Genomic DNA, 19,956 nt, shown 5'->3' on the forward strand with positions numbered 1-19,956 from the left:
AGGTGGTTAATTATGTGTATTGGCGTCCCCGGTCAGGTGCTGGCCGTCGGAGATGATATTCACCAGCTTGCGCAGGTGGAAGTGTGTGGCATCAAACGTGATGTCAATATTGCTCTGATTTGTGAAGGTAAGCCAGCCGAGCTGATAGGGCAATGGGTATTGGTACACGTTGGTTTTGCGATGAGCATCATTGATGAAGACGAAGCGAAAGCCACGTTAGATGCGCTGCGCCGCATGGAGTACGACATCACCAGCGCGTGATCCCTTAATCACCTCTATTATATCGCTCTATAATCGTTGTATAATTATTTATATATCGATTGTGAGGCGAAACCTATGAATAAATTTTTGCGCCAGCTCTCTCTGCTGGCGTTGCTTTTTTGCTGGCCGTTAATGTCACAGGCGGCGCGTACTTTTACCGATCAACTTGGCCGCCAGGTCACGGTTCCCGACACCGTCGACAGAGTGGTGGTGCTCCAGCATCAAACGCTCAATCTCCTTGTACAGATGAATGCCACTGACAAAATCGTTGGGGTCATGGCGAACTGGAAACAGCAATTAGGCGACGGCTATGCGCGTCTGGCGCCGGAACTGGCGCAAAAAGCCTCGCTGGGCGATCTAACGCACGTTGATCCTGAAAAACTGGTGGCGCTGCGCCCGCAGGTGGTGTTTGTCACGAATTACGCTCCGCAGGAGATGATCGACAAGATCAGCCGTCTTGGCATTCCGGTGGTGGCGATTTCGCTGCGCCATGATGTTGCTGGCGAGCAGGCTAAAATGAACCCGACCCTGGCCGATGACGAGCAGGCTTATAATCGTGGGCTGCGTGAAGGAATAACGCTGATTGGCGATATCGTCAATAAACCGCAGGAGGCGAAAGCGCTGATTGAGGCGATGGATAAAGGTCGCAAGATGGTCAGCGACCGTTTGCAGTCGGTTCCTGAAAATGAGCGAGTTCGCGCCTATATGGCGAATCCGGAGCTGACCACCTACGGTTCCGGTAAATACACCGGTCTGATGATGGCCCATGCGGGGGCGCTGAATGTAGCGGCATCCTCGGTGAAAGGCTTTAAGCAGGTGACAATGGAGCAGGTGATCGCCTGGGATCCACAGGTAATCTTTGTCCAGAATCGCTATCCAAAGGTCGTCAATGAGATCCTGCACAATCCCCAGTGGCAGGTCATTGACGCGGTGAAGCATCATCGGGTTTACCTGATGCCGGATTATGCCAAAGCCTGGGGATATCCGATGCCGGAGGCGGTGGGAATCGGCGAACTGTGGATGGCGAAAAAACTCTATCCGGAAAAATTCCACGATATTGACATGCAAAAGGCCGCTAACGACTGGTATCAACGTTTTTACCGTACTGACTATCAGGGTGTACAGTAATGCGAATACTGGCTGCGGGGAGCTTGCGCGTCGTCTGGCCGCAACTAATGGCGGCATTTCAGGCGGATGCGGTATGTGATTTCGGTCCGGCGGGGCTGTTACGTGAACGCATCGAAGCGGGCGAAGCGTGCGACTTTTTTGCTTCGGCGAACCTGGCGCATCCGCAGGCGCTGCTGGAAAGCGGGCGGGCGCTGCGGGTCGCGCCTTTTACGACGAACCGTTTGTGTCTGAGCGTGCGGGCACAGGCGATGCGTGAAGGCGAGGACTGGCTGTCGCTATTAACCCGGCGGGATCTGCGGATCGGCACCTCAACAGCAGGTTGCGATCCTTCCGGCGATTATACGCAGCAGCTTTTTTCGCGGATGGGCAAGGAGGGCGAAGCGGTCCGAAAACGCGCGGTAGCGCTGGTTGGCGGCAGACAGACTTTGCCGTTACCGGCGGGCCGGCTGGCGGCGGAATGGCTCATCAATCATGATTACACCGATATCTTTATCGGCTATGCCAGCTATGCTCCCAGGCTACGGCAGGTTAATTCGCTGCGAGTGGTTGATATCCCGGAACCTTATAATCCCGTGGCTGAATATGGCTTTGCCTGCCTGAGCGAGCAGGGAAAAACGCTTGCCGACTTTTTACTATCAGCACGGGCGAGGTTGATTCTCATGCAACATGGGTTTAGTGAAGCGGCGAATATGACACACTCGCAGAACTGATAAGCGAAGCGTCAGCAGGGAATACCATGCCGGATGACGACATTACTACCTCATCCGGCATTATGGTTTAACTTTGACGTTTATCTTCGGTATGGTTTTCGAAGTCGCTGGCGTCATGGCGTTCGTGAAGCTGTTCGTTCAATGGGCCGTTGGTCCGGTTGACAATGCGCCCCCGCTTTACCGCCGGACGTTCGGCTACCTGTTTCGCCCAGCGTTGTACGTTTTGATAACTTCCGGCATCCAGAAACTCCGCTGCATCATAGACATTCCCCAGCACCACGTTGCCGAACCACGGCCAGATGGCCATATCGGCAATAGTGTACTCTTCTCCCGCGACATACGGGTGGTGAGCTAACTGCTTATCCAGCACGTCCAGCAGACGCTTGGCTTCCATGGTGAAGCGATTAATGGCGTACTCAATTTTTACCGGCGCATAATGATAGAAATGACCGAAACCGCCACCGAGGAACGGCGCCGCGCCCTGTAGCCAGAACAACCAGTTAAGGGTTTCTGTGCGCTTAGCCAGATCCTGCGGCAGGAAATGGCCAAACTTATCCGCCAGATAAACAAGAATTGCGCCCGACTCAAAAACCCGAATCGGCGGGTTGTGTGAGTTATCGCGCAGCGCCGGAATTTTTGAGTTCGGATTGATGTCAACAAAGCCGCTGGAGAACTGATCGCCCTCGCCGATGCGAATCAACCAGGCGTCATATTCGGCGCCGGTCACGCCCAGCGCCAGGAGTTCTTCCAGCATAATGGTCACTTTCTGGCCGTTAGGCGTCCCCAGCGAATAAAGCTGTAACGGATGTTTGCCGACGGGCAGCGTTTTGTCGTGCGTCGGGCCGGAAACCGGGCGATTAATGTTAGCGAACGCGCCGCCGCCGGATTTATCCCACGTCCAGACTTTTGCGGGTTGATAAGTATTATCTGCCATATTGACCTGCCTTCACAGTGGTGGTGTTGAAGCAGTGTAGCAGCTTGCTAGTCGGACATTTAACCGATTGGGACATTCCGGCGAGTGAAATTTTAACCTTCTGGCCTCAGTGTGCCTTATTGAGGTGTATGATTATGTCGACCTCTGTCCGGTTAGTGTCACAGAGCAGACAATCAGAGCGAAATCACGCCAGGCTGCTCAGGCGGTCTTGTTTTGAGGTAAGTGCATGAGCAAAGGAACCACCAGTCAGGATGCCCCCTTCGGGACATTATTGGGTTACGCCCCCGGCGGCGTAGCGATCTACTCTTCAGATTACAATTCCCTCGATCCGTGGGACGACGACGACGCAGCTTTTCGTAGCTACATCGACGATGAATACATGGGGCATAAATGGCAGTGCGTGGAATTTGCCCGCCGTTTTCTCTTTCTGAATTATGGCGTTGTTTTTACTGACGTCGGCATGGCCTGGGAAATCTTCTCGCTACGTTTTCTGCGCGAGGTGGTGAATGACAATATTTTGCCTTTGCAGGCCTTCCCGAACGGTTCGCCGCGCGCGCCGGAGGCTGGGGCGCTGCTCATCTGGCAAAAGGGCGGCGAGTTTAACGAAACCGGGCACGTCGCGATTATCACCCAACTCCTGGATAACAAAATTCGTATTGCTGAGCAAAACGTTATCCACACGCCATTGCCGCCAGGGCAGCAGTGGACTCGCGAACTGGAAATGGTCGTAGAAAACGGGTGTTACACCCTGCGCGACACCTTTGATGACACGACGATTTTAGGCTGGATGATCCAGACCGACGACACGCAATACAGTTTGTCACAGCCTGACATCGCGAATCAGTCGCTGGCGATTCGCGGCGCAAGACTGCCAGAGAAAGGTCAGTTTGACGGTCAGTGGCTGGATGAGCGCGATCCGTTACAAAAAGCCTATGTACAGGCGAACGGGCACGTTATCAATCAGGACCCGTACCAGTATTTTACCATCACCGAGAGCGCTGAACAGGAGCTTATCAAAGCGACCAATGAGTTGCATTTGATGTACCTGCACGCCACGGACAAAGTTTTAAAAGACGATAATCTGCTGGCGCTATTCGATATCCCCAAAATTCTTTGGCCGCGCCTGCGTCTCTCCTGGCAGCGCCGTCGTCACCATATGATCACCGGTCGTATGGATTTCTGCATGGATGAACGCGGGCTGAAAGTCTATGAATACAATGCCGATTCCGCATCATGCCATACCGAAGCGGGATTAATTCTCGAAAAATGGGCTGAGCAGGGCTATACCGGTAAAGGGCATAACCCGGCGGAGGGCTTAATTAACGAGCTGGCAGGCGCCTGGAAACACAGTAAAGCGCGTCCTTTCGTCCATATCATGCAGGATGATGATATCGAGGAGGACTATCACGCGCAGTTTATGCAGCAGGCGCTGCATCAGGCCGGTTTCGCGAGCAAAATTCTCCGCGGGCTGGGCGAGTTGCGCTGGGATGACGCCGGGCAGTTGATCGATGGCGACGGACGGCTGGTGAATTGTGTCTGGAAAACCTGGGCGTGGGAAACGGCGATGGAGCAGATACGCGAAGTCAGCGAGACGGAGTATGCCGCAGTGCCTATTCGTACCGGGCACCCGGAAAATGAAGTCCGGCTGATTGATGTATTACTGCGCCCGGAAGTGTTGGTGTTTGAACCGCTGTGGACGGTGATCCCGGGTAACAAAGCGATCCTGCCCATCCTGTGGTCGCTCTTCCCGCATCATCGCTATTTGCTCGACACGGATTTTACCGTTAACGATGAGCTGGTGCAGACCGGCTATGCGGTAAAACCGATTGCCGGACGTTGCGGTAGTAATATTGATTTGGTGAGCCATCAGGAAGAGCTCCTGGATAAAACCAGCGGCAAGTTCGCCACGCAGAAAAATATCTATCAGCAGTTGTGGTGCCTGCCGAAGGTCGCCGGGAAGTATATTCAGGTCTGTACGTTTACCGTGGGCGGTAACTACGGCGGTACGTGCCTGCGCGGCGATGATTCATTAGTCATTAAAAAAGAGAGCGATATTGAACCGTTAATCGTCATCAAAGCGTAACGGGGGCATTCTCGTCGGGATATCGGCGTGTGTGCCGATATCCCGCCTGTTGTGTTTACCAGCGAACGGCTATCAGCCTGCCATTTACTGGTAACATATGAGAAATAATATCACAAATTATTCTTAACTTTTCTGACACAGGCGGTGACGCTCGCCGCGTTGGCGCATCCGTTTCCTGATTTTCGACTACTCGATACTTTTTGCGGCTGGTTACGCTGCGCCCATTCCTTTGGATTTAGGTCATGCCTGTTTGGCTGGTAAACGGACAGCATAATATATTGATGAGTCCAAATGATATTATTGGTCATATAAAAAGTTTACGTTAGGTTATTTTTCTATTGCAAAAGTTTGCGTTTAAACCCTGTCTGCAATCTTCGTGGCGAGATATAGCTACACCTAAGTAAATGCAGTTAATTATTATTCAGCTATTGTTGTCAGCCTTGTAAATAATATTTCCGTATAAAGCGAAGCGACTTCCATCATGACTGTTAATGGTATTGTTGAATAGTTTACTTTGTAATTATTTAAGTTTGGTGGACGTTTTGTCTTATTCTGGTGAGCGTATGGTTATGGCAGATGACAGCCGATTTTTCATTATGTTAGCATGAGTTGATAATACTTTATCCAGGCATAGATCAGGATGTCCACATATAATAAGGAGAATGGTATATGTTTAAAAAAGTATTAGGCTTGCGCCACTGGAATAATAATGTTGTAAAAATACCGCCGCCAGCAGCAGAATCTGGCGCTAATGCGTCTGACGTGGTGGTGGATACTCCTGAGCCTTATGAGCGGATACTGTGTCAAAAAATTCTGATGGGGATCTCGACGATCGATATCATTCGTAATGCCATCATTAAGTCCTGTGAGCAGCTCAACATTGAAAAAGAACGCATTAATGAACTTAACGAACAGAATGATAAAGCCAGAAGTTCATTAAAATCGCTCGTGGAATTTATCACCGAAATTGGCACGACTTCGTCGGATATTGGCTGTCGTATGGGCGACTTAAATACCTCCTTAACGCAAATTAATGCGTGTATTAAAGAGATACAGAAGATCGCTAACCAGACCAATTTGATAGCGATTAACTCCGCGATCGAGGCCGCGCGCGTAGGGGATGCCGGGCGTGGTTTTAGCGTTATTTCGAAAGAGGTGAAAAACCTGTCCGAAGATGTTAAACACAGTTCGAAAAGCGTCAGTACGTTAACCTCTGTAATCAAAGATAATACGGCCAGAGTGAGTGAGGTGCTGGATAACCAACAGCCGGTTATTGATAATATTACGACTAACATAAATCAAATTGTGGAGTCTATTGGCATCGTCATCGATAAATCGCTGAGCATGAAATCGGTCATGCAGTACATCTCTACGGTGCAGTTTTTGAATATTGTCAAAGTTGACCATGTTATCTGGAAAATGGAAGTCTACAAATTACTCTTAAATAAAGACATAAACAGTAAAATAACGATGCACGATCAGTGTCGGCTGGGGAAATGGTACTACGGTTTTGAAGGGCAGCAGTTTAGCAACTACTACAGTTTCCGTAGTCTGGAAGCGCCGCATAAAGAGGTGCATACCGCTGGTCACTCTGCGCTGAACTATTTTGCCGCAGGCGATATGAATGCGATGTCGCAAGAACTCGACAGAATGGAGCGATCCAGTAATGAGGTGGTTAACCAGCTGGAAATGCTGGCTGTCGATTTATTAAAGGAAACCACAGTGTGAAGTCATGAGTTATTACCGTATAACCAACAGGAGCCATCATCAACAGGACTGATGTATCACACTTTCTGCACTGGAGTTATTCCGGACAGAGAAAAAAAGCATGACGCAAAAGATGGCTGTGTTTGTTTACCCGAATCACTTACCTTAGTAAGTGATTCGGGATTAATCAGCAACATCTTTGCTTTTTATCGGCGGCCAGACTTTGGCTGGAAAAGTGCGTTACTGCTAAATTTCTCACTCTCTTACCGCCTTCCTGCCCCTCGAAATACCTGAGACCTGTGCTCACAGATTAATAGCGATTATTTAATCGTGAAATAACGCTGGGCATTATTGAAGCAGATATCCTGAACCATACGGCTTAGCATCGCTTCATCATCAGGAATCTCTCCGTCCTGCGCCCACTGTCCCAGCAGGTTACAGAGAATACGACGGAAATATTCATGTCGCGTATAAGAAAGGAAACTGCGGGAGTCGGTCAGCATCCCGACAAACTGACTTAACAGTCCCATTTGCGACAGTTGCTCCAGTTGGCGCAGCATCCCGTCTTTCTGATCGTTAAACCACCAGCCGGAACCAAACTGCACTTTTCCGGCAATTCCCGGCCCCTGGAAGTTACCGATCATGGTCGCCAGGACTTCGTTATCACGTGGGTTCAGGCAATAGAGGATAGTCTTGGGCAGTTCATTGGTCACATCCATACTGTCGAGCAAACGGGAGAGCGCCCAGCTAATGTTATTATCGCCAATGGAGTCAAAGCCGGTATCCGGCCCCAGCAGGCGGAACATCCGGGTATTATTATTACGGATCGCGCCAATATGTAGCTGCATCACCCAGCCGCGCGCGGCGTACTGACGGCCCAGCCAGACCAGCACCGCCGTGGTAAACTGGGCGATCTCAAGTTCGCTCAGCGTTTCGCCAGCCAGACGTTTGCCCAGAATGGCGTCAAGCTGCGCGTCGTCGGGCACCGGCGCAAATCGCAGCGTTTCAATGCCATGATCGGACGCGCGGCAGCCGCAGGCGGCGAAATGGTCGAGACGGCGAGTGAGCGCCTGACGTAAATCGTCGAAACGGGTAATGCTGACATCTGCCGCCGCTTCCAGTTTCCTCAGGTAATCGACAAAGCCGTCCAGTTCGATTTTGAAAACTTTGTCGGGGCGCCAGCTTGGCGCGACTTCAATATCAATGCTGTCGTCGGCGGCTATCTGGCGGTGATATTCCAGAGAATCTATCGGGTCGTCGGTGGTTCCGACCATCCGCACATTCATCTGCTGCATAATACCGCGCGCGGAAAAGGCCGGCGTCGCCAGTTTCTCATTACACTGCGTCCAGATACTTTCCGCGGTATCCGGTCCGAACAGCGTACCTGTAATGCCAAATGGACGGCGTAGTTCAAGGTGCGTCCAGTGATACAGCGGATTGCCCAGCGTTTTTGGTACGGTATTGGCCCAGGCCATATATTTTTCATAATCGCTGGTCTCTTTGCCGGTGATCAGCGACTCATCCACGCCTGCGCTTCGTAGCGCTCGCCATTTATAGTGGTCGCCTTCCAGCCAGATCTGACCGAGGTTATCGAAACGGCGATCGTCGGCGATTTCCTGCGGACTTAAATGGCAGTGGAAGTCATAAATCGGCATGGGCGCGGCGTATTTATGGTACAGCGTGCGGGCAATGTCGTTTTTCAGTAGAAAATCTTCAGTCATAAACGTAGCCATGATTTATCTCCTTACTTAGCCAGCGCTTCTACCGTGGCTTTCGCGCCATTCTGCAATAGCTGTTGGTAAGCGTCGGTAACGGCTTGCACAAATTCGTGGTTCTTCGGCAGGTCGTTGCCAAAGATAGACTCGATGGCCAGTAGCCCGCGAACGCGTTCTTCCGGCGTCTGATATTGCTGATGAATCGCCTGATACTGCGCTAGCAGCGGATCGACGACATCAATGGTTTTACCTTGTTCATCGATACCGCCGACGTAACGCATCCATCCGGCGACGCCCAGCGTCAGGCGGCGATAGTCATCGCCCTGTTGCAAGTGCAGACGCACCGGGTCCAACAAACGCTGCGGCAGTTTCTGACTGCCATCCATCGCGATCTGCCAGGTGCGGTGTTTCAACGAGGGGTTAGTGAAACGCGCGATCAACAAATTCGCATACCCTTCCAGATCGGTGCCTTCCGGCATTGATAACGTCGGCGCTTGTTCATCAAGCATCAGCGCCAGCGCCGCGCGCCGGTAAGCCGGGTTGGTCATGGTATCGGCGATAGTGTCATACCCGCCGAGATAACCCAGATAGGCGAGGAAAGAGTGGCTGCCGTTAAGCATACGCAGCTTCATCATCTCAAACGGTACGACGTCTGCAACGAATTGCGCGCCGACGGTGTCCCAGTCCGGGCGACCATTCACAAAGTTATCTTCGATGACCCACTGGCGGAAGGGTTCGCAGGCGATAGCGCAAGGATCATAAACTCCTAACTGGTCGGCAACCAGCTGTAGCGTCTCTTCGGTCGCCGCCGGAACAATGCGGTCAACCATGGTGCAGGGGAAGGTCACATTGTCGGCAATCCATGCGGCGAGGGCGGCATCGCGAGCTTTCGCCAGGCCGAGGACGGCAGCCTTCGCGACGTGACCATTCTCGCGTACGTTATCACACGACAGCACGGTAAAAGCTTTCAGTCCTTGCTCCCGGCGCATGTTTAGCGCTTCGACAATATAGCCAATGGCGGATTTAGGCTGCTGTGGATGGGCAAGATCGTTTTGGATCAGCGGGTTATTGACATCAAGCTCGCCGCTGGCGGGGTCGGTGCAGTAGCCTTTTTCGGTCACGGTTAAGGAGACGATGGCGGTTTCCGGGCGCGCCATTGCCGCCAGAATCCCTGCATGGCCGTCGAATTCAGGGTGCAGCGCTTCTTTCATTGAACCGATAATTTTCAGTTCGGTGCTTTCTGCGCCGCGTTCTGCAACGGTGTACAGCAGATTTTGCGCTTTCAGGTTCGCGATCAGCCGCGCGTCGTTACCCGGCATCAGGTTCACTTCACAAATGCCCCAGTCGCTGTCGCTCTTTTCCAGTAGATGATGGGTAAAGAGCGCCTGGTGCGCGCGGTGAAACGCCCCGCAGCCCAGATGCACAATACGGGATACCAGACGTGATTTGTCCCAGTTTGGGCGGGCGACGGAAACCTGGGCGGTGGCGATATTCTGTTCCATTGCAAACTCCTGTCATTCGACGTCTTCGCCCGCGATCTCCGGGGCGAGGCATGTTGCTATTGCATTGAGTAGGGGAAATCGCATGACGCGTCGCGCCATGCGAAAGAAGGTTATTTGCTAAAGAAAGCGCGCTGGATAGCCAGTTCGACGCCGCGGACTTCCGCAAGCCCTTTCAGACGGCCAATGGCGGAATAACCCGGATTCGTTTTCTTCTTCAGATCGTCCAGCATCTGATGACCGTGGTCCGGGCGCATTGGGATCAGATCGTCGCTACCTTCGGCTTTACGACGGTGCTCTTCTTCCACAATCGCTTTAACGACTTCATACATATCCACATCGCCGTGCAAATGGGCGGCCTCGTGGAAGGTCTTCGGATTCTCTTCGCGCAGCGTAGAGCGCAGATGCGTAAAGTAGATGCGCGGACCAAACTGTTTGATCATATCAACCAGATCGTTGTCGGCGCGCACGCCGTAAGATCCGGTACACATGGTGAAGCCGTTCGCCATGCTATTAACGGTTTCCACCATCCATTGCATGTCTTCAATGGTAGAGACAATGCGCGGCAGGCCGAGAATAGGGCGCGGTGGATCGTCAGGATGAACGGCCATACGCACGCCAACCTCGTCGGCAACCGGAATAATGGCTTTCAGGAAATAGGCAAAATGTTCACGCAGTTTTGCTTTATCGATATCTTTATACGTCGCCAGGTGTTGACGGAACTGATCCAGCGTATAGCCTTCTTCCGCGCCAGGTAAACCGGCAATAATGTTGCGGGTCAGACGTGCTTTGTCTTCCTCGCTCATGGTGGCGAAACGCCGCTCTGCCTGAGCAATCTCTTCTGCCGTATAGTCGGCTTCTGCTCCCGGACGCTTCAGGATATGCAGTTCGAACGCGGCGAATTCAATCTGGTCAAAACGCAACGCTTTTGAACCATCTGGTAATACGTATTCCAGATCCGTACGTGTCCAGTCCAGCACCGGCATAAAGTTATAGCAAACCGTATAGATACCGCATTGCGCCAGGTTACGCAGCGTTTGCTGGTAGTTTTTGATCCATAAATCGTACTGACCGGTGTGGGTTTTGATGTCTTCGTGGATAGGTACGCTCTCTACCACAGACCACTCCAGACCCGCCTCTTCAACGATTGCTTTACGTTTCTGGATCTCGTCTACCGACCAAATTTCTCCATTCGGGATATGGTGTAACGCCGTTACCACGCCGGTTGCGCCAGCCTGGCGTACATCTGACAGCGTTACCGGGTCGTTAGGTCCGTACCAGCGCCAGGTTTGTTTCATATCTCGTTTCCTCTTCTTGCGATAACGTTTTCGTGGTTGACCCATTGCCAGCCAACATCGAAACGTGCTTTGTAAACCCGTTCTGACCCCTAAATTCAACCAAAATTTTTCTCATGTCAACCTTATTGTCTAAATTGGCTAACCAAATCACAAATATCATCATTCACGGTCTGCCAATTTTATTTATTTGATCTGTGTCAATTTTTGCTGGGTGAAAAGCATTCACCATTCAACTTGAAATGAGTTGATGTATTTATTTCAAGAATATTAAGGGCGGGAGTTGCCGCCAGATTTTGACCGGTCCGGATGAGAAAATATTGATTGGTCAACCAATTTTTGTGATTTCAGTTTTCCCGCTACAGGTCAGACGGCGCGGAGCTAATGTTTTTTAACGAGGCTTTATCATGAAGATGACAAAATTAAGATGGTGGATTATCGGCCTGGTCTGCGTAGGGACCATCGTAAACTACCTGTCCCGTAGCTCGCTTAGCGTTGCGGCGCCAGCGATGATGAAAGAACTCCATTTTGATGAGCAACAATATTCCTGGGTGGTGAGCGCCTTCCAGCTTTGTTACACCATTGCGCAGCCGATCACCGGCTATTTGATGGATGTCATCGGACTGAAAATCGGCTTCTTTATCTTTGCCTTGTTATGGTCGCTGATCAACATGGCGCACGCGCTGGCCGGCGGCTGGATAAGTCTGGCATTTCTGCGTGGTCTGATGGGGCTAACCGAAGCGTCAGCGATTCCGGCCGGGATTAAAGCCAGCGCCGAATGGTTCCCGACGAAAGAACGCGGTATTGCGGGGGGCCTGTTTAATATCGGTACTTCAATTGGCGCGATGCTGGCGCCGCCGCTGGTGGTCTGGGCGATGCTGACCTTTGCTGATAGCGGCATCGGTACTGAAATGGCGTTTGTGATTACCGGTGGGATCGGCGTGCTGTTCGCCATCACCTGGTTCCTGATTTATAACTCGCCAAATAAACACCCGTGGATCACCCACAAAGAGCTGCGTTATATCGAAGACGGCCAGGAAAGCTATCTCCAGGACGATAATAAAAAACCGGCCGTTAAAGAGATCGTTAAAAAGCGTAACTTCTGGGCGTTGGCGATTACCCGTTTTCTGGCTGACCCGGCATGGGGAACGCTGAGTTTCTGGATGCCGCTGTATCTGATTAACGTGATGCATCTGCCGTTAAAAGAGATCGCCATGTTTGCCTGGCTGCCGTTCCTGGCGGCGGACTTTGGCTGCGTTGCAGGCGGTTTCCTGGCGAAGTTCTTCATGGAAAAGATGCACATGACCACGATCAATGCGCGTCGTTGTAGCTTTACCATCGGCGCTGTTTTGATGATTTCGATCGGTTTTGTCAGCATTACGACTAACCCGTATGTCGCCATTGCATTGATGAGTATTGGCGGTTTTGCGCACCAGACGCTGTCTACCGTCGTGATTACCATGAGCGCTGACCTGTTCAAGAAAAATGAGGTCGCGACGGTTGCCGGTCTGGCAGGATCTGCGGCATGGATGGGACAGTTAAGCTTCAACCTGTTTATGGGGGCATTGGTCGCTATTATCGGTTACGGCCCGTTCTTCATTGCACTCAGTCTGTTCGATATTATCGGCGCCATCATCCTGTGGGTACTGATTAAAGATCCGGAAAAGCACCACCCGCCAATGACGGAACAGCCGCTGGCGTCTCACCGCTAAAGCTGTCTCGGTTTCACTGGCCTGATAAGCGAAGCGCTACCGGGTTCTAACGGCCACCTTCGGGTGGCCGTCTTCATTACCCTTATCGGTAAAAATACGCGTTGGTTTTATACCAGCGCGTTATCATTTAGTTTGCCTGATTATTTTCAGATGCTGAAAATAATATTGTGGTAAGGGTTATTGTTTTTCGCCTGGATTTTTATCGACTCTCTGTCTCGCTGCGATCATCGATAAAGTCCCCTTTATGTAAATAAAGGTTCAATGCTTCTACTCTTTTCTCCATATATTTTGCGCAGCTTCACAAAAAATAACCTGATGTCGTAATGTCCGCTCCCTAATATTCTCCATGCGCTATACGTTAATTTAAGTTTAAATTTCATGCCGGGGATATCACGATGTCACGTAATTTTACTGTTTCAGCCTGTCAGTATATTGTTACTGAAATAAACACTTTTGAAGATTTCATAACAAAGGTAAGGATACTTCTTAATAAAAGTCAGGGGGCTGATGTCGTTATCTTCCCGGAGCTATTTACCATTGAGTTATTTACACTATTGAAAAAATGGCAAGAAAGACCCATTTCACACCTAACTTTAATTGATCAGTTTACGGATGCCTATAAGCAGCTTTTTCAACAGGAAGCGAAAGAAAGAGGACAGTTCATTATTGCTGGCTCTCATCTGGAGCAGACTGGAGCAGATCGCTATGAGAATGTTGCGCATATATGGGGACCCGATGGCGAACATTATGCTCACAGTAAGACGCATATCTTCCCGGCTGAACGGGGTTGGTATACTCAGGAAGGCGATAAAATGGCTGTTTTTCAACTGCCATTTGCAAAGGTGGGTTTTAATATTTGTTATGAAGCAGAAATACCGGAGTGTGCCGCGACGCTGGCGGAACAGGGTGTAGAGTTAATTTTAACGCCTTCCGCTACGTTTACTGAACAGGGATTTTGGCGAGTCAGGCATTGTTGCCACGCACGTTGTATTGAAAATCAAATTTATCTTGTTCACTGTTGCCTGGGCGGAAACCCGGGCGGGCCACTGCCAGGCTGCTGGGCCCGAAGTTCAATTTTAAGCCCCTGTGATGTCGTGTGGAAAAATCCACAAGGTATTATCGCAGAGGCGCACGTCAATCAAGAGGATGTCATTTCAGGAGAAATTAACCTCGATGTTCTATATGAAAATAGACTTGGGGGGGCAGCAACAACGTTCAAGGACAGACGCAGAAAAGCAGGCATATATAATATCTGGCCATCACACATTAAATAACAGAATGTGTCCCTTCTATGTATTAGCTGGAGGTCGTTATGGGATATTTAAAATTACCTGAGGGTAAAAGGATTGCGGTCAATCTTGGTGTCGATGTAGATGCTCAGTCTTTATGGCTGGGCGGATTTAATCGACCGTCGCCATCCTTTATGTCACGGGGAGAGTTTGGTGCACAAGTTGGCGTACCAAGGCTTCTGAAATTGTTCAAAGAAAATAATATCAAAACCACCTTTTTTATTCCCGGACACACTGTAGACACCTTCCCGGAAATCAGTAAAGCGATTTTTGATGCCGGGCATGAAATCGCTCACCATGGCTACTATCATGAAAATCCGACGCTGGTGAATCGTGATACAGAACGCCGACTAATGGATTTGGCGTTCGCCTGTTATAAAAGACATTTCGGCATACGCCCTGTGGGATACCGTTCTCCCTATTGGGATTATAGCGAGAATACGCTGGATCTTCTGGAGGAAGCCGGTTTTCTCTATGACAGTAGCCTGATGGCGAGAGATCTTGTGCCTTACCATCCTCAACGTTGGCAGGTGAATTGGGAAACGGGAAATATCGCAGGCCCGGCCAGCGCGATTCTGGAAATTCCTGTTAGCTGGTATCTGGATGATTTTCCCGCACTGGCGTATACCGGCAACCAGGAGGGGATGAGCGATACTGACGGTGTTCTGCGACGCTGGAAGGATATTTTTACCTATGCTTATAACCATCAGGAAAACGGTTTATATGCGATGGCTCTTCATCCGCAGATAATCGGTCATGGGCATCATATGATGATGTTGTCACGTTTGATTGAACATATTAAAGGGCATGATGGCGTATGGTTTGCAACCTGTGAAGAGATAGCCAGTGTCTGGGTGGATGACGAAGAGGATCGACAAAAAATGCTCCGTCCTGATGTTCGTGGCGTAGCGCCGGTTCCGGATGATTATGGCTGGCCAGGCAAATGATATCACCTCATGACAATGTTAATATCAGTCGGGTAACGGATTACCCGGGCAGAAGTTACCTGTTTGCCCGCTCGTTAATGCATATTGTCCATCAGAAAGGGAGACTATCCCGGGACGTATAAAATCTTTTTTATTTCGGTCAAAACGTTAATCAACGAGAATAGTTTGTTTTTTGATTTAAATCATTTTTTAGTGTTCACAGGAAAATAAGCAAATAACATTTATAATGTGAGTATTAAGAAAAATAAAATTTCCATAGTGATTAATTTTTATTTAACGCTTTGATTTTTAATGTTTTTGTATGTGTTAATTGATGTAAATCAATTTGGATTTTTTTATTAAATAAGTAAAAATTAAGTTGATATTTGCTTTTTGATGTGTTTTTTATATATAGCTAATTATTATTCTGAAATGTCAATTTTTGAATAACGACGCTGTGATACCGGCACCAGGGATACTTTGCGATAAAAGGGATTGAATATGGCAGAGAGCGTTCAGTATAACCTCAATTGTATTTGGCCACAGCGGGCCAAAACCTTCTATTGCATTGCAACCAGCGGAATAACGTTCATCAGACGTGGGTAAACGTTGGCAAAATCCCTGCAAACCTGGCGTTTTTCACGCTGTGTTTTTTGGTAGTTGCGCTTTTAATAAGAGTCACAAGCGTTGGCCGCTGGTATTCGTCTGGCTGCTGAACTGCCACTTGATCAACAAGGAGATAAATCATGGATGCGATTTTTTTAAAGCTCGACAATATCAAAGGCGAAAGCCAGGTTGAAGGCTTTGAAGATCAGATAGAGATCATGTCTTATAGCCACAATGTGGCAATGCAGGTAAATAACGATATTAGCCTCACCGAGCGGACTTCCGGGCGTGCGCATGTTGGTGAAATGTCGCTCACCAAATTTGTCGACCTCGCCACGCCTGTGCTCAATGAGTACTGCTGTAGCGGGAGGCTAATTAGAACCGCGGTGCTGACGTTGTGCCGCAATGACGACGGCAAAATGCGGTCGCTTATCGTTTATACCCTGACAAACGTGCTGATATCACAACTCAGTGTTAGCGGCGGCGCCGGCGGTAAGCCGGTGGAAACGATGTCGCTGAACTTCACGAAAATCAAATGGCAAATCACTGCCGAGAAATCAGACGGCGCTCAACAGGAGTCCAGAGCGTCAGTATGGGATCTGGCGATGGACCAGATAGGGAAATGATGATGACGCCAACCATTCCGGTCGCGCTATTCGACAGGCTCTTGGTTGAGGGGATAAGCCCACATGAATTGGTACGCTGCAAGTTAATGTGTTTATTCAACTCTTGCGCCGTGCCAGGTGGCGAGACATTACCGCCGCTGCTCACTCGGGGTATGCCGGAATGGCACGAGGTGAATGTGGGTGACAAACGGGTTCTCAACTGGTTTTGCCGTGAGCTTCGCGCTGCTATTTTACGTTATGAACCGAGCATCAACATGCTGAAAGTCAGTGTAAAAGATGCCTATCATCAGACGCTGGCGTTGTCTTTGGAAGCGATGTTACAGGATGAGTCTGAACCGTTAAGACTGGAGATAGCCTACTCTAACGGTAGATGGCGCTAGTAATGCAGGAAGGAACGCCGGGCCGGGCGTTTAACATTACCCACAAGCAATAAAACGCAGCGAACGAACCTGATAATCAGGCAGACAGTCCACCTTTCGGTATGGTTGATCTGCCTGCATCATTTTCAGGATGGTTAATAACGGACCATGACCGATTTAAGTTCGGTATAGTCATCAATAAACGCGCTGCCAAATTCACGACCACTACCCGATCCTTTCATCCCTCCAAAGGGTACCGCGGGATCGAGGAAGGTATGCATATTGATCCACACCATGCCAGCATCAATATCTTCAGCGTAGCGTAATGCCTTAGACATATTTTCCGACCACACACTTGCAGCAAGGCCGAATGGCGAAGCGTTGATATGCGAAAGCGCCTCTTTTTCATTCTGATAACCGATAAAGCTACAGACAGGGCCAAAGGTCTCCTCGTGCATCAGCGTACTGTTTTTACTACGCACTTTTACTGCTGTCGGCTGTAAAAAGTACCCTTCGCCGGGTAAAGTTTCACCGCCGTAAACAATGGTATCCCCTTCTTCCCGTGCGCGTTGAATCAGACGCAGCACTTTTTCAAGCTGAACCTGATTCGCCAGCGGGCCCATCACCGTTTTTTCATCTAAAGGCGAGCCGGGCACGATCTCCGATAACCGTTGCCTGAGGAGCGTCATGACCGTATCCAGTTTTTCCTGGGGCAGATAAAAACGCTCTGCGGCAGCACAAATCTGTCCTTGATTCAGATAACCGGCTTCAAGAATACCGTTGACCATGGCTTGTGCCGTGAGATCATTGAGAAACAGCGCCGCATTTTTCCCTCCCAGTTCGAGGGTAACGCGTTTTCCTGACGATGTTGCCGAACGCCGGACTTTCTCACCTGTCGCAACTGACCCGGTGAAACTCACTTTGGCGCAATCTGGATGCGCGATCAGCTGTTGCGCTATCTCACCGCCAGCACCGTTTACCACGTTAATTACGCCATCAGGGAAACCTGCCTCTTTAGCCAGCTCAGCGACTCGCAGCAGTGTCAGCGGGGTATATTCACTTGGTTTAATGACGATGGTGCAGCCACATACCAGCGCTGCGGCCAGTTTCCAGATAGCAATCATAATTGAGAAATTCCACGGCACAATACCGACGACCACACCAATGGGTTGGCGTTGGGTAAACGCTGTGTATCTCTCTTCTCCCATTGATGGCAGGGAGACATTCAGCGTTTCACCGGTTATTTTTCCTGCCCAACCGGCAAAGTAACGCAGGAAGGCCACTGACTGATCGAGTTCAAGACCGCGCGACAGCGTAATCGTTTTACCTGAACAGACGCTTTCCAGTTGAGCTAACTCTTCACGATGAGCGGCAAGAGTATCAGCCAGTTTCAGCAGTAATGCGCCGCGTTGTAACGTTGGCATTTTACGCCAGACATCAAACGCCCGTCTGGCGCTCTGCATGGCCTCTTCTGCCTGCGCAGGGGTTGCCGACACAACGTCGGCGATAATTTTGCCGGTGGCTGGGTTAGTGACCGAAAAGTTCGTGCCGTTTCCGGCCTGACGTTCACCTGCAATAAATTGTCCGTGTCGTTGGCGTAAAAAAGTGGTTACTTCGGCAAGTAATGTCACATCGCTCATCAGAAGTGCCTGTAGGTCAGGAATGTACGTTTTTTCATCCCAACATACTTTTTCGGGGCTGAATATCGTTCCAAAGAACGTCATTCTTCCGGACGATATTTTGTAAAACGTTACCGTGCTGTGATAGCGGTCTTAGTCAAGCGTGATGACAAGGTAACGCGATGAATACAAAAATCGATGCGTTGAATTACTACGGCGCGACGAAAAAATACCCGTTGCATTTTCCTGCTCTGCAAGACGATATTGATGCCGATGTGGTGATCATTGGCGGTGGCTTTTCAGGCATCAATACCGCGCTGGAACTGGCGGAGCAGGGGATCACTAATGTTGTCGTTCTGGAAGCCCGCCATCTTGGGTATGGCGGCACCGGACGAAACGGCGGTCAGGTGATGGCCGGTATAGGTCACGACATCGAAGCCGTTAAAAAATATGTAGGCGCAGCGGGAATGGAGACGCTGTTTAAAATCTCGAACCTCGGCGCGGGTATTATTCGGGAGCGAATTCGTAAATACCATATTGATGCTGATTTTGTTCCCGGATATGGTTATCTGGCCTACAACCAGCGGCAGTTAAAAACGCTGCAACAATGGGAAAAAGAATTCAAAGCCGCCACGCCGGAAGATGATATTGAACTCTATACCGGTAAAGACGTGCAGCAGGTTATTGGTTCCGACGTCTACTGCGGTGTTCTCAAGCATATGGGGGGAGGGCATGTCCACTCGCTGAATTTATTGCTGGGCTCCGCTCAGGCTGCAAATTCGCTGGGGGTGAAGATATTCGAATATTCACCAGTGGTTGAGGTCAGTTACGGTAAGACAGTGCGGGTACGTACTGCGATGGGCAGCGTAAAAGCGGCCAAATTGCTGTGGGCCTGTGATAGTTTTCTCAATAATCTGGAACCAGAAATTTATAAGAAAACGCTGGTTACTTATTCTTATCAGGTCTCTACAGAACCTCTCTCCAGCGAGCTTGTTGAGCGGATCAGTCCCTTGCGCGGGGCTTTTAGTGATATCCGCCCGGTGATAAATTACTACCGTCTCACAAAAGAAAACCGTCTGCTTTTTGGCAGCGCCACAAGGTTTCTTGAATATACCCCGCACGATTTTGCTGCCTGGAACCGCACTCTGTTGACGGAGGTCTTTCCTTATTTGAAAGACGTTAAAATCGATTTTGCCTGGGGCGGACCGATGGCCTGTAGCGCGAATCTGTTTCCGCAGATTGGCACGCTTCGTGAACACAATAATGTTTTTTATGTTCAGGGTTATTCCGGATTTGGCGTCACGCCTTCCCATATTGTATGCAAAATCCTGGCCGAAGGAATAAATGGCGGTTCCGAGCGGTATCGTCTGATGAGTAGCATTCCCCACGCGACAATTTATGGTCGCGACAGTCTACGTCTATTGCTGGTCAGTGCGGGAAAACTGATACATCAAACAGCCGGTTTCTGGAAAGGCCGGAATTAACCA

16 protein-coding genes are annotated in these 19,956 nt (G+C 50.0%); 11 read left to right on the forward strand and 5 right to left on the reverse strand.

The window, feature by feature from the left end; genetic code table 11:
- Positions 1 to 12: 12 nt before the first annotated feature.
- From hybG to QEN32_RS03540, 3 genes are all read left to right on the forward strand, one after another.
- Positions 13 to 261, forward strand: a complete 249-nt coding sequence (hybG, locus tag QEN32_RS03530; RefSeq protein WP_000334890.1) for a hydrogenase maturation factor HybG — start codon at positions 13 to 15, stop codon at positions 259 to 261.
- A gap of 75 nt (positions 262 to 336) precedes the next feature.
- Positions 337 to 1,389 carry an ABC transporter substrate-binding protein gene (locus QEN32_RS03535; protein WP_080184798.1) on the forward strand — a complete coding sequence of 351 codons (1,053 nt, stop codon included), beginning with the start codon at positions 337 to 339 and terminating at the stop codon, positions 1,387 to 1,389.
- Positions 1,389 to 2,099, forward strand: a complete 711-nt coding sequence (locus QEN32_RS03540) for a molybdate ABC transporter substrate-binding protein (RefSeq protein WP_265321937.1) — start codon at positions 1,389 to 1,391, stop codon at positions 2,097 to 2,099. The genes QEN32_RS03535 and QEN32_RS03540 overlap by 1 nt, the downstream gene beginning before the upstream one ends.
- Before the next feature lie 67 nt (positions 2,100 to 2,166).
- Here the strand turns inward: QEN32_RS03540 and yghU are convergent, their stop codons facing one another.
- Positions 2,167 to 3,033, reverse strand: coding sequence for a glutathione-dependent disulfide-bond oxidoreductase (yghU, locus tag QEN32_RS03545; protein WP_000774852.1), 867 nt, complete (start codon positions 3,031 to 3,033; stop codon positions 2,167 to 2,169).
- A 226-nt stretch (positions 3,034 to 3,259) separates the two neighbouring features.
- Here yghU and gss point away from each other — a divergent pair, with 226 nt between their 5' ends.
- The gene (gene gss / locus QEN32_RS03550; protein ID WP_000033690.1) at positions 3,260 to 5,116 is read left to right on the forward strand and encodes a bifunctional glutathionylspermidine amidase/synthase; all 1,857 of its coding nucleotides are present in this window, start codon (positions 3,260 to 3,262) and stop codon (positions 5,114 to 5,116) included.
- A gap of 669 nt (positions 5,117 to 5,785) precedes the next feature.
- Positions 5,786 to 6,844, forward strand: a complete 1,059-nt coding sequence (locus tag QEN32_RS03555; RefSeq protein WP_000475247.1) for a methyl-accepting chemotaxis protein — start codon at positions 5,786 to 5,788, stop codon at positions 6,842 to 6,844.
- 299 nt (positions 6,845 to 7,143) lie between these two features.
- Here the strand turns inward: QEN32_RS03555 and uxaC are convergent, their stop codons facing one another.
- The 3 genes from uxaC to uxuA form a co-directional block, all read right to left on the reverse strand.
- Entirely contained in the window at positions 7,144 to 8,556 is a 1,413-nt protein-coding gene (uxaC, locus tag QEN32_RS03560; RefSeq protein WP_000190182.1) for a glucuronate isomerase, read from the reverse strand.
- Between the two features lie 11 nt (positions 8,557 to 8,567).
- Positions 8,568 to 10,040: a fructuronate reductase gene (locus tag QEN32_RS03565; protein ID WP_001620029.1), complete on the reverse strand. Its 1,473-nt coding sequence runs from the start codon at positions 10,038 to 10,040 to the stop codon at positions 8,568 to 8,570.
- A 110-nt stretch (positions 10,041 to 10,150) separates the two neighbouring features.
- Positions 10,151 to 11,335, reverse strand: coding sequence for a mannonate dehydratase (uxuA, locus tag QEN32_RS03570; protein ID WP_000815487.1), 1,185 nt, complete (start codon positions 11,333 to 11,335; stop codon positions 10,151 to 10,153).
- Between the two features lie 404 nt (positions 11,336 to 11,739).
- On the opposite strand from uxuA, the gene QEN32_RS03575 reads away from it, so the two are divergent.
- The 5 genes from QEN32_RS03575 (at position 11,740) to iraD (ending at position 16,871) form a co-directional block, all read left to right on the forward strand.
- Entirely contained in the window at positions 11,740 to 13,044 is a 1,305-nt protein-coding gene (locus QEN32_RS03575; RefSeq protein ID WP_000784371.1) for an MFS transporter, read from the forward strand.
- A 395-nt stretch (positions 13,045 to 13,439) separates the two neighbouring features.
- Positions 13,440 to 14,318: a carbon-nitrogen hydrolase family protein gene (locus QEN32_RS03580; protein ID WP_000089255.1), complete on the forward strand. Its 879-nt coding sequence runs from the start codon at positions 13,440 to 13,442 to the stop codon at positions 14,316 to 14,318.
- Positions 14,319 to 14,356: 38 nt separating this feature from the next.
- On the forward strand, positions 14,357 to 15,280 hold the full coding sequence (locus tag QEN32_RS03585) for a polysaccharide deacetylase (RefSeq protein WP_000540892.1): 924 nt from the start codon (positions 14,357 to 14,359) through the stop codon (positions 15,278 to 15,280).
- A 725-nt stretch (positions 15,281 to 16,005) separates the two neighbouring features.
- Positions 16,006 to 16,491, forward strand: coding sequence for an Hcp family type VI secretion system effector (locus QEN32_RS03590; RefSeq protein ID WP_023202721.1), 486 nt, complete (start codon positions 16,006 to 16,008; stop codon positions 16,489 to 16,491).
- A complete protein-coding gene (iraD, locus tag QEN32_RS03595) occupies positions 16,491 to 16,871 on the forward strand; it encodes an anti-adapter protein IraD (RefSeq protein WP_015633129.1) in 381 nt (126 codons plus the stop codon). The genes QEN32_RS03590 and iraD overlap by 1 nt, the downstream gene beginning before the upstream one ends.
- Positions 16,872 to 17,005: 134 nt before the next feature.
- Here iraD and QEN32_RS03600 read toward each other — a convergent pair whose 3' ends face one another.
- Entirely contained in the window at positions 17,006 to 18,490 is a 1,485-nt protein-coding gene (locus QEN32_RS03600) for an NAD-dependent phenylacetaldehyde dehydrogenase (RefSeq protein WP_242105698.1), read from the reverse strand.
- Positions 18,491 to 18,651: 161 nt separating this feature from the next.
- Between QEN32_RS03600 and QEN32_RS03605 the strand changes: the two genes are divergently transcribed.
- A complete protein-coding gene (locus QEN32_RS03605; protein WP_001092814.1) occupies positions 18,652 to 19,953 on the forward strand; it encodes an FAD-binding oxidoreductase in 1,302 nt (433 codons plus the stop codon).
- The last annotated feature ends 3 nt before the right edge of the window (positions 19,954 to 19,956 follow it).

It is taken from the genome of Salmonella sp. SA14318 (genome assembly GCF_029866905.1).
Taxonomy (GTDB): Bacteria; Pseudomonadota; Gammaproteobacteria; order Enterobacterales; family Enterobacteriaceae; genus Salmonella; species Salmonella enterica.

What these genes read in the sequence shown, in the direction of transcription:
- uxuA (WP_000815487.1), bottom strand. Translation starts at nt 11,335, where the DNA reads ATGAAACAAACCTGGCGCTGGTACGGACCTAACGACCCGGTAACGCTG.
- iraD (WP_015633129.1), top strand. Translation starts at nt 16,491, where the DNA reads ATGATGACGCCAACCATTCCGGTCGCGCTATTCGACAGGCTCTTGGTT.
- QEN32_RS03600 (WP_242105698.1), bottom strand. Translation starts at nt 18,490, where the DNA reads ATGAGCGATGTGACATTACTTGCCGAAGTAACCACTTTTTTACGCCAA.
- QEN32_RS03555 (WP_000475247.1), top strand. Translation starts at nt 5,786, where the DNA reads ATGTTTAAAAAAGTATTAGGCTTGCGCCACTGGAATAATAATGTTGTA.
- QEN32_RS03585 (WP_000540892.1), top strand. Translation starts at nt 14,357, where the DNA reads ATGGGATATTTAAAATTACCTGAGGGTAAAAGGATTGCGGTCAATCTT.
- gss (WP_000033690.1), top strand. Translation starts at nt 3,260, where the DNA reads ATGAGCAAAGGAACCACCAGTCAGGATGCCCCCTTCGGGACATTATTG.
- QEN32_RS03540 (WP_265321937.1), top strand. Translation starts at nt 1,389, where the DNA reads ATGCGAATACTGGCTGCGGGGAGCTTGCGCGTCGTCTGGCCGCAACTA.
- hybG (WP_000334890.1), top strand. Translation starts at nt 13, where the DNA reads ATGTGTATTGGCGTCCCCGGTCAGGTGCTGGCCGTCGGAGATGATATT.
- QEN32_RS03565 (WP_001620029.1), bottom strand. Translation starts at nt 10,040, where the DNA reads ATGGAACAGAATATCGCCACCGCCCAGGTTTCCGTCGCCCGCCCAAAC.
- uxaC (WP_000190182.1), bottom strand. Translation starts at nt 8,556, where the DNA reads ATGGCTACGTTTATGACTGAAGATTTTCTACTGAAAAACGACATTGCC.
- QEN32_RS03575 (WP_000784371.1), top strand. Translation starts at nt 11,740, where the DNA reads ATGAAGATGACAAAATTAAGATGGTGGATTATCGGCCTGGTCTGCGTA.
- QEN32_RS03605 (WP_001092814.1), top strand. Translation starts at nt 18,652, where the DNA reads ATGAATACAAAAATCGATGCGTTGAATTACTACGGCGCGACGAAAAAA.
- QEN32_RS03535 (WP_080184798.1), top strand. Translation starts at nt 337, where the DNA reads ATGAATAAATTTTTGCGCCAGCTCTCTCTGCTGGCGTTGCTTTTTTGC.
- QEN32_RS03580 (WP_000089255.1), top strand. Translation starts at nt 13,440, where the DNA reads ATGTCACGTAATTTTACTGTTTCAGCCTGTCAGTATATTGTTACTGAA.
- yghU (WP_000774852.1), bottom strand. Translation starts at nt 3,033, where the DNA reads ATGGCAGATAATACTTATCAACCCGCAAAAGTCTGGACGTGGGATAAA.
- QEN32_RS03590 (WP_023202721.1), top strand. Translation starts at nt 16,006, where the DNA reads ATGGATGCGATTTTTTTAAAGCTCGACAATATCAAAGGCGAAAGCCAG.